The sequence below is a fragment of the Pseudomonas sp. ERMR1:02 genome (assembly GCF_002277815.1).
Taxonomy (GTDB): Bacteria; Pseudomonadota; Gammaproteobacteria; order Pseudomonadales; family Pseudomonadaceae; genus Aquipseudomonas.
Genome location: NZ_NKJI01000004.1, coordinates 264178 through 279506 on the forward strand (window position 1 = coordinate 264178; position 15329 = coordinate 279506).

Annotated in this window: 10 protein-coding genes and 5 pseudogenes; 5 read left to right on the forward strand and 10 right to left on the reverse strand. The window is 59.4% G+C overall.

Features of this window, described 5'->3' with window-relative positions; genetic code table 11:
* Positions 1–146: 146 nt before the first annotated feature.
* Complete coding sequence (locus CES87_RS09880; protein ID WP_128606106.1) at positions 147–1061, forward strand: LysR family transcriptional regulator; 915 nt, start codon at positions 147–149, stop codon at positions 1059–1061.
* 156 nt (positions 1062–1217) lie between these two features.
* Here the strand turns inward: CES87_RS09880 and argE are convergent.
* The 7 genes and pseudogenes from argE to hrpB all read right to left on the reverse strand — a co-directional run bounded on the left by argE (position 1218) and on the right by hrpB (position 9197).
* Positions 1218–2380 (reverse strand): annotated as a pseudogene (gene argE, locus CES87_RS09885) (acetylornithine deacetylase).
* Positions 2373–3050, reverse strand: a complete 678-nt coding sequence (locus CES87_RS09890; protein ID WP_128605991.1) for a DUF1028 domain-containing protein — start codon at positions 3048–3050, stop codon at positions 2373–2375. Before CES87_RS09890 ends, argE begins: the two are co-directional and overlap by 8 nt.
* 195 nt (positions 3051–3245) lie before the next feature.
* A complete protein-coding gene (locus tag CES87_RS09895; protein ID WP_128605992.1) occupies positions 3246–3620 on the reverse strand; it encodes a hypothetical protein in 375 nt (124 codons plus the stop codon).
* Positions 3621–3683: 63 nt separating this feature from the next.
* On the reverse strand, positions 3684–5024 hold the full coding sequence (locus CES87_RS09900; RefSeq protein WP_256590854.1) for a PAAR domain-containing protein: 1341 nt from the start codon (positions 5022–5024) through the stop codon (positions 3684–3686).
* Positions 5021–5518: a hypothetical protein gene (locus tag CES87_RS09905; protein WP_128605993.1), complete on the reverse strand. Its 498-nt coding sequence runs from the start codon at positions 5516–5518 to the stop codon at positions 5021–5023. The genes CES87_RS09900 and CES87_RS09905 overlap by 4 nt, the downstream gene beginning before the upstream one ends.
* Positions 5519–5826: 308 nt before the next feature.
* Entirely contained in the window at positions 5827–6189 is a 363-nt protein-coding gene (locus tag CES87_RS09910) for a DUF6124 family protein (protein WP_128605994.1), read from the reverse strand.
* A 493-nt stretch (positions 6190–6682) separates the two neighbouring features.
* Positions 6683–9197 (reverse strand): annotated as a pseudogene (gene hrpB / locus CES87_RS09915) (ATP-dependent helicase HrpB).
* A 109-nt stretch (positions 9198–9306) separates the two neighbouring features.
* Here hrpB and CES87_RS09920 point away from each other — a divergent pair.
* Both CES87_RS09920 and CES87_RS09925 read left to right on the forward strand, forming a co-directional pair.
* Positions 9307–9726, forward strand: coding sequence for a polyribonucleotide nucleotidyltransferase (locus tag CES87_RS09920; protein ID WP_128605995.1), 420 nt, complete (start codon positions 9307–9309; stop codon positions 9724–9726).
* Between the two features lie 29 nt (positions 9727–9755).
* A pseudogene (locus tag CES87_RS09925) lies at positions 9756–10660 on the forward strand (cation diffusion facilitator family transporter).
* Here the strand turns inward: CES87_RS09925 and CES87_RS09930 are convergent.
* Positions 10645–11713, reverse strand: a pseudogene (locus tag CES87_RS09930) (DUF6515 family protein). The pseudogenes CES87_RS09925 and CES87_RS09930 overlap by 16 nt on opposite strands.
* Positions 11714–12148: 435 nt before the next feature.
* Here CES87_RS09930 and CES87_RS09935 point away from each other — a divergent pair.
* Positions 12149–12628 (forward strand): Lrp/AsnC family transcriptional regulator, encoded by a 480-nt coding sequence (locus tag CES87_RS09935; protein ID WP_007894448.1) that lies wholly within the window; start codon positions 12149–12151, stop codon positions 12626–12628.
* A 213-nt stretch (positions 12629–12841) separates the two neighbouring features.
* The gene (locus tag CES87_RS09940) at positions 12842–13051 is read left to right on the forward strand and encodes a DUF2788 domain-containing protein (RefSeq protein WP_128605996.1); all 210 of its coding nucleotides are present in this window, start codon (positions 12842–12844) and stop codon (positions 13049–13051) included.
* Here the strand turns inward: CES87_RS09940 and CES87_RS09945 are convergent.
* A complete protein-coding gene (locus CES87_RS09945) occupies positions 13046–13687 on the reverse strand; it encodes a pseudouridine synthase (protein ID WP_128605997.1) in 642 nt (213 codons plus the stop codon). The two genes, CES87_RS09940 and CES87_RS09945, sit on opposite strands and share 6 nt — an antisense overlap.
* Positions 13688–13758: 71 nt before the next feature.
* Positions 13759–15257, reverse strand: a pseudogene (gene amn / locus CES87_RS09950) (AMP nucleosidase).
* Positions 15258–15329 lie beyond the last annotated feature (72 nt).

Here is a 15329-nt window from a genome sequence, read left to right on the forward strand (position 1 = left end):
ATTATTAAAAATATGCTCGGGGTATAAGAAAAAACTGGGCTAACGCTTAACCAGCTCAGAACCGTCATAAGGTAAGGTTCAGTCAAGATTCGTGCGACATGGGCCATTCAGGCCTTCACCACGAACAAGAGCAGAAAGAGGTGCATGTGGCTTCCTATACCTTGCGGCAACTCAAGTACTTCGTCACAACGGTGGAAGCCGGCAGCGTGGCAGAAGCTTCGAGACAGCTCTATATCGCGCAGCCATCGGTTTCAACGGCGATCAAAAGTCTGGAGGAGTCCTTCAACGTCCAGCTGTTTATCCGCCACCACGCCCAGGGCGTTTCCCTGACGCCCACCGGCACGCGGTTCTACCACAAGGCGCAAGAGCTACTGCGCATGGCCAGGGAGTTTGAACAGAACGCTTTGGCGGACAACGATACGGTGTCCGGACAAATCGACATCGGCTGCTTCGAGACAGTAGCCCCGCTGTACTTGCCACAGCTCATCGCAGACTTTCGCAAGCTCTACCCTGGCGTCGACATCCGCATTCGCGACGGCGAGCAGCAGGAGCTGGTTCAAGGCTTGACCGCAGGCACTTTCGACGTTGTCTTCCTCTACGATCACGGGCTTGATGGCACCATACAAACCACCCCGCTGATGCCGCCGCAAAAGCCCTACATCCTGCTGCCTGAGGGCCATCGCTTCGCAGACCAGAAAGAGGTATCGCTTAGGGATTTGTGCAGCGAGCCAATGATCCTGCTCGATGTGCAACCGAGCAGAACCTACTTTGTCAGCCTGTTCCACGAACTGGAGTTGACGCCGAACATCGTGTTCAGCTCGCCTTCGATCGAGATGGTGCGTGGCATGGTGGGCCAGGGATTCGGATTTTCTATCCTCGTGACCCGCCCGCATTCGGAGTGCACTTACGATGGGAAAAAAGTGGTAACCGTCGATATAAAAGAACCGGTATCAACGTCCGGCCTGGCTTCCGCTCACCTCAAACGCAGTCAGCTGACCAAGCCTGCGCAATTGTTCGTGGATTTTTGCCGCGAGCAGTTGAGCCAAAATGCTGAACACTAAAATGCTTCTGTGGGAGCGAGCCTGCTCGCGATGGTCGTCAACGATAACGCTCCCTATCTGAATGAACGCGTTGACCGGACGTTTTTCGCGAGCAGGCTCGCTCCTACATATGGATCGCAACCAGCCCGGCTACCGGTGACGTTTGACAGAGCGTTGTTACTCAGCGGCACACAGATAGTCGGCCAATCGAATCAGCATCGCATCACAGCCGCTCAACTGATCCAGCGCGATGAACTCATCTGGCTTGTGCCCTTGATCCATGCTGCCAGGACCACAGACAACCGTCGGTATGCCAGCTTGGTCAAACAGCCCGCCCTCGGTGCCGAACGCCACTGTTCCGAACTCTGATGAGTTACTCAACAGCGCAAGCAGTCGCGCCGCCTCGCTCTCAGGCGAAGTTGCCAAACCGGGATAAGCGCTCAGTGGACGTAGACGGATGTCCGTGTGCGGTTGCACCGCCCGCATCTTTGGCAATACCTGTTCCTGAGCGAATACCTGAAGCTGATCAGCCACCTCCTGCGCATCGAAGTTCGGCAGCGCCCTGACCTCGAAATCGAACTCACATTCAGCGGGCACGATATTCAGCGCCCTGCCACCTTTGATGACACCCGTTTGCACCGTGGAATACGGAGGATCAAAACGCTCGTCATGGTGATCAGGATGCGCAAGCTCGGCACCGATTGCGCCCAGCCGGCCAATCAGTTGCGCGGCATATTCGATCGCGTTTACCCCATAAGGCGCATAGGCGGAATGGCAAGCGGCACCGCGCACCTCGCAACGCATCGCCAATTTGCCTTTGTGTCCAAGCACAGGCTTGAGCTCGGTCGGCTCACCAATCAAACAGAGCCTGGGTTTGTGTGGCCGCTTCTGCAACTCGGCGAGCATCGGCCTTACGCCCAGACACCCCACTTCTTCATCGTAAGAAAATGCCAGGTGCACCGGAGCAAGAAGCGCACGCCGCACAAAGACAGGGACCGCTGCGAGCACCGAGGCGATAAACCCTTTCATGTCCGCGGTACCACGACCGTAAAGTCGCCCATCCCTTTCAGTCAGACAGAACGGATCAACCGTCCAGGCCTGACCATCAACCGGCACGACATCGGTGTGACCAGAGAGCACCACTCCGCCTGACTTGGGGGGCCAATGGTCGCGAACAGATTGGCCTTGGTGCCTTCTTCGCTATAGAAGAGCTCACTCTGAACGCCATGCCCGGCCAGGTACGCCTCGATGAAGCGAATCAGTTCGAGGTTAGAGTCGCGACTGACAGTGGCGAAGGCTACAAGACGCTCCAGAAGGTCGCGGCTGGACGCGTTACTCATCCCCAGGCACTCCGTAGCTCGGCGCTGCCGTCGGGTTGAGCGCGCGAGTCAGGTAGTCCTGCATTTGCGGTCGATACGCCTGCCAGAGCCCGTCAAGCTGACCAATCGGATCTTCCTCAGCCCAATCGACCCTCAAGTCGATGATCGGCCAGGTGTAGTCACCCACCACTTTGAGCGCTGCGGAGTGAACAGCTCCAGCCTCACCACCGGCCGCCATGGCCGCGTGCATGGCGGCCAGTAAACGATCAGCCAACTGACCCGGCTCGGCTTCGAACGCCGCGACCATGGCCTCAATGACCCGCACGTCGCTGAGCAGATTACCCGCCGCAACACACTGCTCACCCTTGACCGCGTTATGCACGCCCAACGACTCCTTGCCGCTGAAGAACGCAATACGCCCCGACGCATCGATCACCGTGACCTGCCGATACTGACTCCAGCCATTGGACGTAAGGGCCTTGTCCAGTGCCGCATCAGGCTCCAGATGCTGATGCTCCAACAGATCCAGAATCTGCGACCCCAAGGCCGGTAACGTGATGTTCTGCGTAGAAACCGCACCGACACCCGCCCGCGCCCAAGGGCAACGTGCGCCTACCGCAATACTTGAAGAGCTGATGGCAATACCGAGCTGCCCGGTTTCAGGGCAGCGCCCGATAATTGAGAACGTCATGGCTCACTCCTTAGATTTCCTGTGCAGGCGGATTTGTATTCTGTTCATGCACAGGAAAGGGAGAAAGCAGGTTTTTTGTGGCTTTGGGGTAGGAAAAACTGGGGTGCGCTGATGAGTAAATCAAACGGGCGCCTCGATGGCGCCCGTTTTTTTTCAATCTACGACTACGTTGCCCCAACAATCATCCGAGCTTCCTCAGCGCGTAGAAACAAGCATCCAGATCCCTGCACCGTAAAGCAAAATTGAATGGATGCGTATCAGTCGCTTGAGGTGAGGAGGGATGTTCTGAAGATCGATAAGGTCTACATTACCCCAACGGATATGTGTCGACGGCCACACCACCATGGCTGCGATTTTGTTCATCAGCCAGAAACGACCAAACCACCCAAAATTCTTCCAATACGTTTCCCAGAGGTAAAGGTATCGACTGTTAGGCAAGGCCTCTATCATTGCATCCAGATAACGCCGACTCAGGTAAAAATTGAATGCAAGAAACAGAAAGTCCAGCACGAAAGTGCTGCCCGCTAACCAAAAAGCCGTCCAAGACGACCAAAAGTTTTCGCCCATCATGGCAGTGTCGATTCGTACAAATTTCTCCCATTAACTTACCAGCGTCCTCTCCTAAAGACGCGCCTACCCATGCACCACCCCAGTCCCGATAAGAACACAGATAACCCCGCCAACCGGTGTGCGCTTTAGTGCCACGCAGGCTGATTCGCTGACAGCTTGTCCAAGCGCTGCGCCGACGGAGCCCCCAAAGACAGATCCGGTAAACTTGCCACCCTCTGTAAACCAGACTTTCTCGCAAGCCTCCCCCGACCCACCATTACAAACCTCCTGAATAGCCAGCAACGAAGAAACCGCACCCAGTCCGATCCCGATGTAACCACCGGTCTGCATGTATTTGGCGGCACGACTGGTGGCATCCACGTGCGTCGCATAACCCGGTATCTGCCCCGGCCCACCGGCTTTGTCCCAGCGATGCACCAGGCTGCGGCTTGAAATGCCCAGGGCGGTTTTAAGCTTGGGGTGATCGCCCAGGGTCGTTTGGCCACGCAGGCGGGTGGAGTTCAGCAGTTGGGCATCGAGCTGGCTCAGCAGGTGCTTGCGATACTGGAAAAACTGGGGCGACCTGAGATGACCGTGCTGGCGATAGGTATCCTGATGCAGGCGTTCCATGGCGAGCAGTGTGTCGCGCATTCGGTTCAGATGTTGTTCCATCATCGCCGCGCTGACACCGAGCCAGGTCGAGGTCTGGCCGGTAAAGCTGGCGATTTCCGCCGCGTGGCGATGCATGAACTCGGCCTCATCCGGCGTCAGAGGTTCAAGGGCCGCTTTGACCTGTTGCGCGGCTTGCATCAGTTGGGCTTCCTGATAAGTGCAGGAGGTGTTTTTCGGATCGCCCAGCACGATCATCGAACCCGCCTTGACGTCGCCAAGACCGGGATTCAGCGCTTGAAACTTGCGCATTACCGCCGGATCGCGCGAGCCGAAAAGCGCAGCTTCCAGTGCTTCGCGAGTCATGCTTTCAGGCGCGACATAGAAGCCGGGTTCCTCAGCGAGCGCGCTGCCGAATACCGGTGATAGTGGATGGCTTGCCGGACCGAAACCGGATTGCCCACTCGCCACCGAACGGCTGCTTACCACCGGCTCGACGGGTGGAGCGGTTCGCCTGGGCACTGGCGGTGCAGACATTTCGGTGCGGTAACCGGCCGAAAATACCGACGGAATCAATTCCGCTTTGCACGGACAACCGCTACGGCTGTCCAACGTGCCAGCCACGGCTCTACCGTTGCTGGTCATATACGGAATGCCACCGACAATGGTGTACGTCTTGCCGTCCTTGCCACAGGTGACTCGATCACCCTCATGAGCACGGGCGACGCCATGCATTATGGCGTGAGTATCGCCATCCAGTACCTTGCCACCGCAGGCAGTCTTGTCATCCTTGCCAATGAAATAGCCTTTGGTCATGGGATTTTCTCTCCCTCGGTAGAGGGCAGAAAATCGTCTGACATCGAGTCACCTTCGTGTACGACGAACAAGCCAATGTCTTGCGGCGTGTTGATGATTTCGTCGCCGTTGCTGAGACGGCTGCCAACCAGCGCCAGATAACTGTTCCCTTCCCCGGCAGTGGTTACGATCTGCGCCGTTCTGCCATCGGCATAAATGGCGACATCGCCTTGCTGTGCCGCACGCACTTTCCGGCCACAGTCCAATGTGAACTCCAGCCGCGAGGTCGCATGGTGGATCACCCCGCCGTCGCGGGTTTGGCTACCTTCGGTTGCAAATCGGTAAATGGCGCGAGGGGGATGAGCTTCAAGGTAAGCACGCTGCTGATCAATGATCGCCCGGGCTTCTTCGTCAAATTGCGCGAGTTGCGCCTCGGTGAAAGGCGAGTTGTTCAGACTGCGGAAAAACTCAGGGGAGACTTCGTTGGTATACGAGGGGTGCAGAGGTCCATTCATTTGCAGATTCCTTATCGTTGTCGGCTTGAGAGTTTCCCTTCGGCCTCGGCAGGAACACTGTGCCGGACGAACATAGGGGCGACGACAATAAGACGGCTTGGCGCTTACAGGCTGCAAGCCCGGTGGCACGGCCGTCAGGAGCGATTAGGAAATTTCTGCAAAGTAACGAAGCCGATTCCTACATAACAGTCTGGTCGACAAGCCGAAATGCCTCGGGACCATAGATCCTTTTCCTGCGGCGCTCAGGAATGCAAAAGGGACATCCTTTAGCCAATTTCTACTCAAGGCCAAAGGATGTCCCCATTTCCCTACTCAGGCGGATCAATCTGATCCAGCACCCGGTTCGCGGTGATCTCCGCCAGCATCACGCTGTTGGAAATCCCCAACAGCGCATTACGCGATCCACCGTCCAGGTGATCCACCAACTGATGAACCATCACATCCACCGAGGCCAGCGTCTCGACCAGATAAACCACCAGGGTTTCCGTCGTGGCTTCAGGGTCCACGGAAAACAGTGTGCTGGGTGAGCGCGGGGTGGCTTTGATGTCGGCAGTCGAGGGGAAGTGGAAGTCAAGGGCACGTTCGGCGGCCTCGTTGAGCTTGTTTGAATCGGGGCTTTCGTACGGGGATGCCGGATCGGTGTCCGGCGGGTTTGGTGAAGGCTTTTTCATACTTCGTACTCTAAGTGGTGCCGTCACCGAATCGCTGCTAAACGAAGGGTGGCAGCTGTGCGCAGGTTAGCAGACCGGGAGTACGAAACCGGCGCGCCCGAGGGCGCCCTGCACACAGCTACCATGAAGTGCAGGCATGAAATGACCTGACTGTCTGGATGCAAATGCGCTCGTAATACCACGGGCTGCTAAACCCGATCACTGATGGGCAGTGACGCGAATCAAGTTACCCAGCGGCTCCAAGGCGCACAAGCCGGCGGATTCTGGCGTAACGGTAGGCAACGGCGCAAGGTTGCGTGGCTTTCAGGAAGTAATTTCGATGACGCTTAAACGTGATCTCCTCATCAGCGTTTAACGAGCTGACGCGTGCCTCCTACAAAGATGAACATCTGTAGGAGCGAGCTCTGCTCGCGATGAACCCGAGAACGCCGAGGGGTGTCAGGTTTCCAGCGTGATCGTTGACGTCCATCGCGAGCAGAGCTCGCTCCTACATTCATTTGCGCGGTTTGATGCGTGCCGTGGCCTCGGCCACCAAGGGGTCGTCCGGCCAATAGTGTTTCGGATAGCGACCTTTCAGGTCTTTTTTCACCTCGGCGTAGGTGCTGCGCCAGAAGTTCGCCAGATCCTGGGTCACCTGCACCGGTCGCCGCGCTGGGGACAACAGATGCAGCTTCACCACTTGGCGGCCACCCGCGATGCGCGGGGTTTCTGCCAGGCCAAACAGTTCTTGCAAACGCACCGCCAGAATCGGCGGCTGCTCGCTGTAGTCCAGACGAATCGACGAACCTGAAGGCACGCTCAAATGATGCGGCGCCTGCTCGTCTAGCCGTTGCGGCAGCGGCCATGGCAGCTGGTTGTGGACGATGCTGGACAGATCCAGATTGGCGAAATGACTGAGCCGCGAGACTTTGCCCAGGTACGGCATCAACCAGTGCTCGAGGCTTTTAAGCAGTGCGGCGTCGCTGACATCCGGCCATTCGCTTTCGCCTTTGCCGCCAAGATCCAGCTGACGCAGCAACGCGACCCGCGCTTGCCACTGACGCAGTTCCGGCGTCCATGGCAACAACTCCAGGCCTTTGCGCCGCACCAGGCTCACCAGCGCCTGACTGCGGGCGGTTTCGTCGAGGCCGGTCAATGGTTCACGACTGAGGATCAGCTCACCGACCTTGCGCTGGCGCTCGGCGCGCAACACGCCTTCGCGCTCGTCCCAGTCCAGTTGATCGACGCAACGCACCTGTTCAGCCAGCACCGAGTCAAACAACGCCGGATCGAAATCCGCCGCCAGATAAATCCGTTCTTCACGCTGGCCCTGACGGCTGCCAAGATCGGCGATCACCAGCCACGGCTGTTTCATCAGGCTGTCGGCTTCGGCGAACAACGCGGCACGCCCGTTGGCCAAGCGATACTCCGCGCCGCCGGCTCGGCGCTGCTGGGCGACGCGATCCGGATAGGCCAGCGCCAGCAACGCGCCGAGCCAGCGCGGATGATCGGGATCGCTGACCGGCTCCGATGCCTTGCCGCGCAGATAACCACGATACTGCCGCGCCAGTTGCCGGGCCCGTTGCACCCCGCCCTGGGCGCCCCGAGCGGCCCGTTCTTCGCCGGACAACAACACCAGCCGGCTGTGCAGATCCGCCCCGGCACCACGCAAGATATCGCGCTCGCCAAGCAGCGCCGCGACATCGCAAGCCATGTCCGCCAGCCCCAACGCCTGTCCGCGTAACAGCAAATGGGCGATGCGTGGATGGGCCGGCAATTCGGCCATGGCCTGACCGTGACGGGTCAGCGCCTCGCCTTCCAATGCGCCCAGGCGTTCGAGCAGATCCTGCGCCTGTGCATAGGCCGCGGCCGGTGGCACATCGAGCCAGACCAATTGCCCGGTACCACGCCCCAGCGGCCGAGTTGCAAGGCCAGCCCGGCGAGGTCGGCAGAGAGAATTTCCGCACTGCCGTAGGCCGCCAGTTGTTCGTGCTGATCCTGCGACCACAAGCGATAACACACGCCCGGCTCCAGGCGCCCGGCCCGGCCCGCGCGTTGCGTAGCGCTGGCCTTGGAAATCCGTTGGGTGTCGAGGCGGGTCATGCCGCTGCCAGGATCGAAACGCGGTACCCGCGCCAGCCCGGCATCGATCACCACCCGCACGCCGTCGATGGTCAGGCTGGTCTCGGCGATGTTGGTGGCCAGCACCACTTTACGTTTGCCTGCCGGTGCCGGATCAATCGCCGCACGTTGCGCATTCAGGTCCAGTTCACCGTGCAACGGGCAGAGCAATACTTGAGGGTTGTCGCCCAACGCATCGGCCAATTGTTGATGGACACGACGGATTTCCGCCTGCCCCGGCAGGAACACCAGTACGCTGCCGGTTTCATCGTTCAGGGCTTCGAGGATGGTCTGCACCAGCCGTGGCTCGATGAATTCACCGGATTGAAACGGACGGCCCCAGCGCATCGCCACCGGGTACATGCGGCCTTCACTGCGCAGGATCGGCGCATCGTCGAGCAACCCGGCCAGACGCTCGCCTTCGAGGGTGGCCGACATCAACAGGATTTTCAGCGGCTGATCGTCACGGAACAGTTCCCGGCCATTCAAGCTCAGGGCCAGCGCCAGATCAGCGTCGAGGCTGCGTTCATGGAATTCGTCGAATATCAGCAGCCCCACGCCTTCCAGCGCCGGGTCATCCTGCAAACGCCGGGTGAGGATGCCTTCGGTGACCACTTCGATACGGGTGTTGGGGCCGACCTTGCTGTCGAGCCGAATGCGATAGCCCACGGTTTCGCCTACCCTCTCACCCAGTTCACTGGCCAGACGCTCCGCCGCCGCCCGCGCCGCCAAGCGGCGCGGTTCGAGCATAAGGATGGTCTGCCGGCCAGCCACGGCTCATCGAGCAAGGCCAGGGGCACGCGGGTGGTTTTACCGGCGCCGGGCGGTGCTTCGAGCACAGCTTCGTGGCGTGTAGCGAGGGCTTCACGCAGGGCGGGTAAAACTTCATCGATTGGCAAAGAATTCATGCTGGCTCCCAAACAGAGGGCCGAGTATAACGGCGAACTGCCCGGTGTTCGTTGCGGTCCTAATTCATATCGACGACGTTTCGTTTTGAGATTACTCAGGAGATTTCATATGCGTATTCCCTTTCGCCTGATTGGCGGTGTATTGGTCGCGACCCTGCTGACCCAAGTGACCGCTTGCGGCTCGATTTTCTACCCGGATCGTCGTGGCCAGATCGACGGCAAGATCGACCCGGCGATTGCCGTACTCGATGCCGTGGGCCTGCTGTTCTACATCATCCCCGGCCTGATCGCGTTTGCCGTGGACTTCGCCACCGGCGCGATTTACTTCGAACCGGGCAAGACTGCCCAGGTCGCCCCGGAAAAACTCAAGCAAGCCATCGGTGCCGACGGCAAGGTCGATAACCTCAAGTTGCAGACTATTCTGGAGCGTGAACTGGGCCGCAGCTTGCCGCTGGATGATCCACGTTTGATCCAGCACAAGGGCAGCACGCAGCAACTGGCAATGTTCGGCCTACAACCTGCCGCTTAAGCGGTGCATTTGAAGGAATAGCCGCACTCATGAATTCCAGCTCCGAACACGCCCGCCTGCTGCGGCTGGCAACCCGTGCCTCGGTGGCGGTGGCCTGCACACTGATCATCGCCAAAGCCATCGCCTGGTGGCTGAGCGGTTCGGTGAGCATGCTCGCCGGGCTCACCGACTCGGCACTTGACGGCGTCACTTCGCTGCTCAATCTGCTGGCCGTTCACTACGCCCTGCGCCCCGCCGATGATGACCATCGCTACGGCCATGGCAAGGCCGAATCGCTGGCCGGCATGGCGCAGGCGCTGTTCATCGGCGGCAGCGCGGTACTGATTGCTTGCAGGCATTCCATCGGCTCAAGCATCCGGAACCAGTGGGCGCGCCGTGGATCAGCATCGGGGTGATTGTGTTCTCGCTGGGTTTGACCCTGGCATTGCTGATGTTGCAGCATCGGGTGGTCAAGGCCACTGGCTCCAACGCGGTGCGCGCCGATTCACTGCATTACCGCTCGGACATGTTGCTCAACGGCAGCATCCTGTTGGCGCTGGTGCTGGCCGGTTTTGGCTGGCCTCAGGTTGATGCCTGGTTTGGCCTGGGGATCGCCGCGTACATCCTCTGGAGTGCGGTACAGATCGCTCGGGAAAGCTTCACGGTGTTGATGGATGAGGAACTGCCGCCGGATGTCAGCCAGCACATGCTGGAACTGGCTTGCAGCGTGCCGGGGGTGCTAGGCGCGCACGACCTGCGCACGCGGATTTCCGGCAACCAGTGGTTTGTGCAGTTGCATCTGGAATTGCCGGGGGAGCTGACCTTGTCAGTCGCCCATGGCATCAGCGATCAGGCCGTCGACGCGATTCATGCGGCCTACCCGCGGGCCGAAGTGCTGGTGCACGCCGACCCGCAGGAAGTGGTGAAAGCCACCAAGGCTCAGAAGCTCACTTGATACCCGCGACTGCCCAGGCAATTGCCCTGTGCCTGGCGGTAGGCTTGCACCACTGACGGGTCTGGTTGATAGGTCGCGGTTCGCGGATTGAAGCCACTCTGCTGCACCGCGTATTGATAGCACTCGTAACCATCCCGATTGACCTGCTCCGGCGACTGCCCGTTGGCTGGATATGCCGTCACGTCATAACCGCTGCTGGCCGGTTGCGGCTGTTGCGGCTGCACGCTGCCAATGGGTGGCTCGACCACGACGTAATCCTGGGTGCTCTCTTGATAGGCGTAGTACGAACCGGCCGCAAGGAACAGCACCGCCCCTCCGATCAAGACCTGCTCGGCGTAGTCCGGCAAATAGCTGACCCGAATCCCGCGCGGCGGTTCTACAACCACATAACGCGGCCCCAATGGACGATACCAGTAACCGCCGGAATAGAAGTAATCCATGCCACGGTAAGGCACGCGGTAGTCACGGTCCGGGAAACGGTCGATCACCTGACCAGGCCGATACTGCGGCCCCGGCCCCAACCGTTACCGTGCCCAGGCTCCCGATTGTCATGGGACGGTGAGCCTATATAGCCGTTCCAGTGCTGATTGTTATCATTGCGCCGCGGCTGGTCCTGGTAGTAACCACGCTGTGGTTGCTGGGTCTGGCGCACGGCGTCGGGGCGCGGCTGGATCGGCAGGTCATTGGCCGGCAATTGCGGCGATGGTGGTGGCGATCGAACGGGATTGTTGAAGTCGGGCTGCGGTCGATTCTGCCACTGGCCATTGTTCTGATGCTGGCCGTTGTGTTCGAACTGGCGGCTGTTATCGCCTCGAATGACATCGTTGTTGTGCGGACGCGGTTGGTTCTGTTGCTGGTCATTCTGTTGCTGACCATTCTGCTGCTGACGTGGCTGATTGTTGCCACCATGGCCCTGATTATTGCCCTGATGTTCACCCTCCCCGCGCTGCCGCCATCGGGACGCCGGCTCTGTGGGTCATCGGCCAGAGAGTGCGCAGTGACACTGATACACAACAAACCAACACCGGCTAAACGCCAGATGCGCGACTTCATGCTTTTCCTCACTGCGGGTTAGGGCCTGTACGTAAGACTGGGAAAGCTCAGGCCGGTTCTGCAACAGGTTAGCAGTCGCGCAACTTATTTATTGAGGGCGGGTGCCAAATTTCGGACAAGAAAAAGGGGAGACCCGTCGGCCTCCCCTTGAGAACTTCGTCCGTGCTCGACGCTTTTGACGTCGGCTCACCTCACGCCGTCTTCTGGACAGTGTGTAGCTCGGGGGCCGGCTCATCCCCTGTGGGGGTGGCGACCGCAGCTGGCCTGTTTGGGCGAGCCGCACTGGACTGTTTGTCCGAGCAGTGATTCTGGTGATAAGAATAGGCTCTGAGCGCCGGCAGAGGATTGCGAAGATTGCTCAAATAAACATCACTTGCGCAATTTTTGACCCTGGATAGATAATCTTCCGCAATAGTTACAACAAGGAGCCGATTGATGAGCAAACTCGACCGATACGACCTGAGCATTCTGGCTGAATTGCAGCGCGATGCGCGCATTTCCAATCAGGAGCTGGCCGAACGCATCGGCCTGTCACCCTCACCCTGCTCCCGTCGGGTCAAGCAACTGGAAGATGATGGGTATATCACTCGCCAGGTCGCGCTGCTCGACCGCAAGATGCTGGGCCTGAGCCTGACGGCGTATGTGCTGATCGGCATGGACCGCCATACCCCGGAGCGTTTCGAGAACTTCGAAGCAGCCATCCGCACCTTGCCGCAAGTGCTGGAATGCAGCCTTGTGACCGGGATGGATGCCGACTATCAGCTCAAGGTCGTGGTACCGGACATGGACCATTATCAGAAGCTGCTGCTGGGGCACCTGACGCGGATTGAAGGGGTCACCAGTGTGCGTTCGAGTTTTGTGCTGAACCAAGTCCTCAACAGCACCGAACTACCTTTGACTCATCTGCGTAGCTAATGACGCCTTCGCGGGCAAGCCTCGCTCCTACAGGTTTTGTGTCGGACGAAATTTTCGCGACCGACACAAAACCCGTAGGAGCGAGGCTTGCCCGCGAAGAGGCCGGTACAGGCGACGAATAGCTGCGACACACCGCCGCAGGCCAGCACTGCACGCACCCTCCATGCCTTATACTCCAGCGCCTTTTAGCCCCGCCCACGCTGGAGATGTCCAATGGATCCTGCAGTATTAGAAGAGTGGATGATGACCGGACTGGTCAGCATCCTGATCATTTTCATGGGTTTTATCGTCTGGGATCTGGCGAAGAAGTCCAAGGCCGGGCGCTTCGGTTCGTTCGTTCTGTTTTCCGTGCTGGGCCTTGGGGTGGCGGCGTTCATCATCAAGAGCGTGGTGATCGGCCTGATCGAATCCGGCGCCTTATAAGCGCGCCGGCACTTCCTTCCACTGGCCTTGATCGAGCCCTTCGATCGTCCAGTCGCCGATCCTGACTCGCACCAGCCGCAACGTCGGCAGTCCGACCGCCGCCGTCATGCGTCTTACCTGCCGATTGCGGCCTTCGCGAATCACCAGCTCCAGCCAGCTCGTCGGCACGCTTTTACGAAAGCGTACCGGCGGATTGCGCGGCCACAACTCGGGCTCATCCAGTTGTCGCGCTTGGGCAGGCAAGGTCATGCCGTCGTTCAACTCGACGCCTTCACGCAAACGCTGCAACTGCTCGGCGCTGGGCTCGCCCTCCACCTGCACCCAATAGGTCTTGGCCAGTTTGTGCTTCGGGTCGGCAATGCGCGCCTGAAGCTGGCCATCGTTGGTCAGCAGCAGCAAACCTTCGCTGTCGCGGTCCAGTCGCCCTGCCGGATAGATTCCTGGAATCTCGATAAAGTCCTTGAGCGTCGCCCGCCCTTCGCCGTCGCTGAATTGCGTCAATACGTCGAACGGCTTGTTGAACAGGATCAGCTTTGGTTCAGCCGGAGCCGCTTTGGCGACACGGCGTGGGGCTGAGGATAGTGACGAGGGCTTCGCGCCAGGACGGCGGGAGACGGGACGTTGAGGACGAGACATGGGAGAGGGAACATCTAACGGTCAGGGCTCACTATGCTAGTGGCCTGACCGCCAAATGACCATGACAACCGTTAGCGGAACGGCGGTTCGTCGAAGCTGCGCAGTTTGCGCGAGTGCAGCGAATTGAGTTCGGTACGCAGCAGATCCACCGCTTCGATACCGATTTCAAGTGCTGGCTGACCGCGCGCTCATAAAACGCGTTGGCCGAGCCAGGCAGCTTGATTTCACTGTGCAGCGGTTTGTCCGAAACACAGAGCAACGTGCCGTACGGCACCCGCAAGCGATAACCCTGGGCGGCAATGGTGCCGCTTTCCATGTCCACCGCCACGGCGCGGGACAGGTTGATCAGCGGCCGTTCCTGGGCCCAGCGCAGTTCCCAGTTACGGTCGTCGTAGGTCAGCACGGTGCCGGTGCGCAGACGTTTCTTCAGTTCGTCGCCTTTCTCGCCGGTGATGTTCGCCGCCGCTTGCTGCAAGGCCATCTGCACTTCGGCCAGGGCCGGAATCGGAATGTTCGGCGGCACCACGCGGTCGAGAATGCCATCGCGACGCATGTAAGCGTGAGCCAGCACGTAGTCGCCAATGGTCTGCGACTGACGCAAGCCGCCGCAGTGACCGATCATCAGCCAGCAATGCGGACGCAACACCGCCAGGTGATCGGTGATGTTCTTGGCATTGGACGGACCGACGCCGATGTTTACCAACGTCACGCCGTGACCATCGCTGGCGATCAGATGATAGGCCGGCATCTGGTAACGGTGCCAGACCACACCGGCGGCAATCGCCGAGGCTTCGCCGTGGTCCATGCTCTTTTCGATAATCACGTTGCCCGGCAACACCATGCGCACAAAACGCGGATCGCTGCGCAACTGCTCCAGCCCGTGGACAATGAACTGGTCGACGTAACGGTGATAGTTGGTCAGCAGAATCCATGGCTGCACATGGCGCCAGTCACTGCCGGTGTAATGCACCAGGCGGCGCAGGGAGAAATCCACCCGCGCCGCGTCGAACAAGGCCAGGGGCAGCGGATCGGTGTTTTCCCAATCGTACAAACCATCGGCAATGCCGTCGGTCGCCGCCGACAGATCAGTACTCGGGAACACCCGCGCCAACACGGCAGCGGTGACGCCAGAGCCGGCCAGTTCATCGCCCTGCTCGACCACGTACGGATAAGGGATGTTCTGCTCGCTGACACCGACTTCCACGGTCACGGTGAAGTCGTGCATCAACGGCACCAGCTGTTCCAGCAGGTACTTACGGAAAGCGGATGGATGGGTGACGGTGACGCTGTAGGTGCCCGGCAACTGGACCTTGGCATACGCGCGGGTGGTCTGTGGGACTTCGCCCTGGCAGTGGTAGGTCAGGCGCAGTTCGGGATAACGAAAACTCGCCCGCTGCTCGGCATCCGGCTCGATGCGATCCTTGAGATAGCGCTTGAGCGCCTGACTCAGTGCGGTGGTTGCACGATGGTGCAAATACGCAAGCTGATCCACGGCTTGCTCGGCGGTTTGAACGACAATAAAAGCTTCGGTCACGATCAGCATCCTGTGTTCTGACTTGCAGAGCTTCATCTTGCCTGCATCGCCGCTTCACGGGAACACTTACACAAATACTGGCTCACCAAAAATCAAATGTGGGAGCGG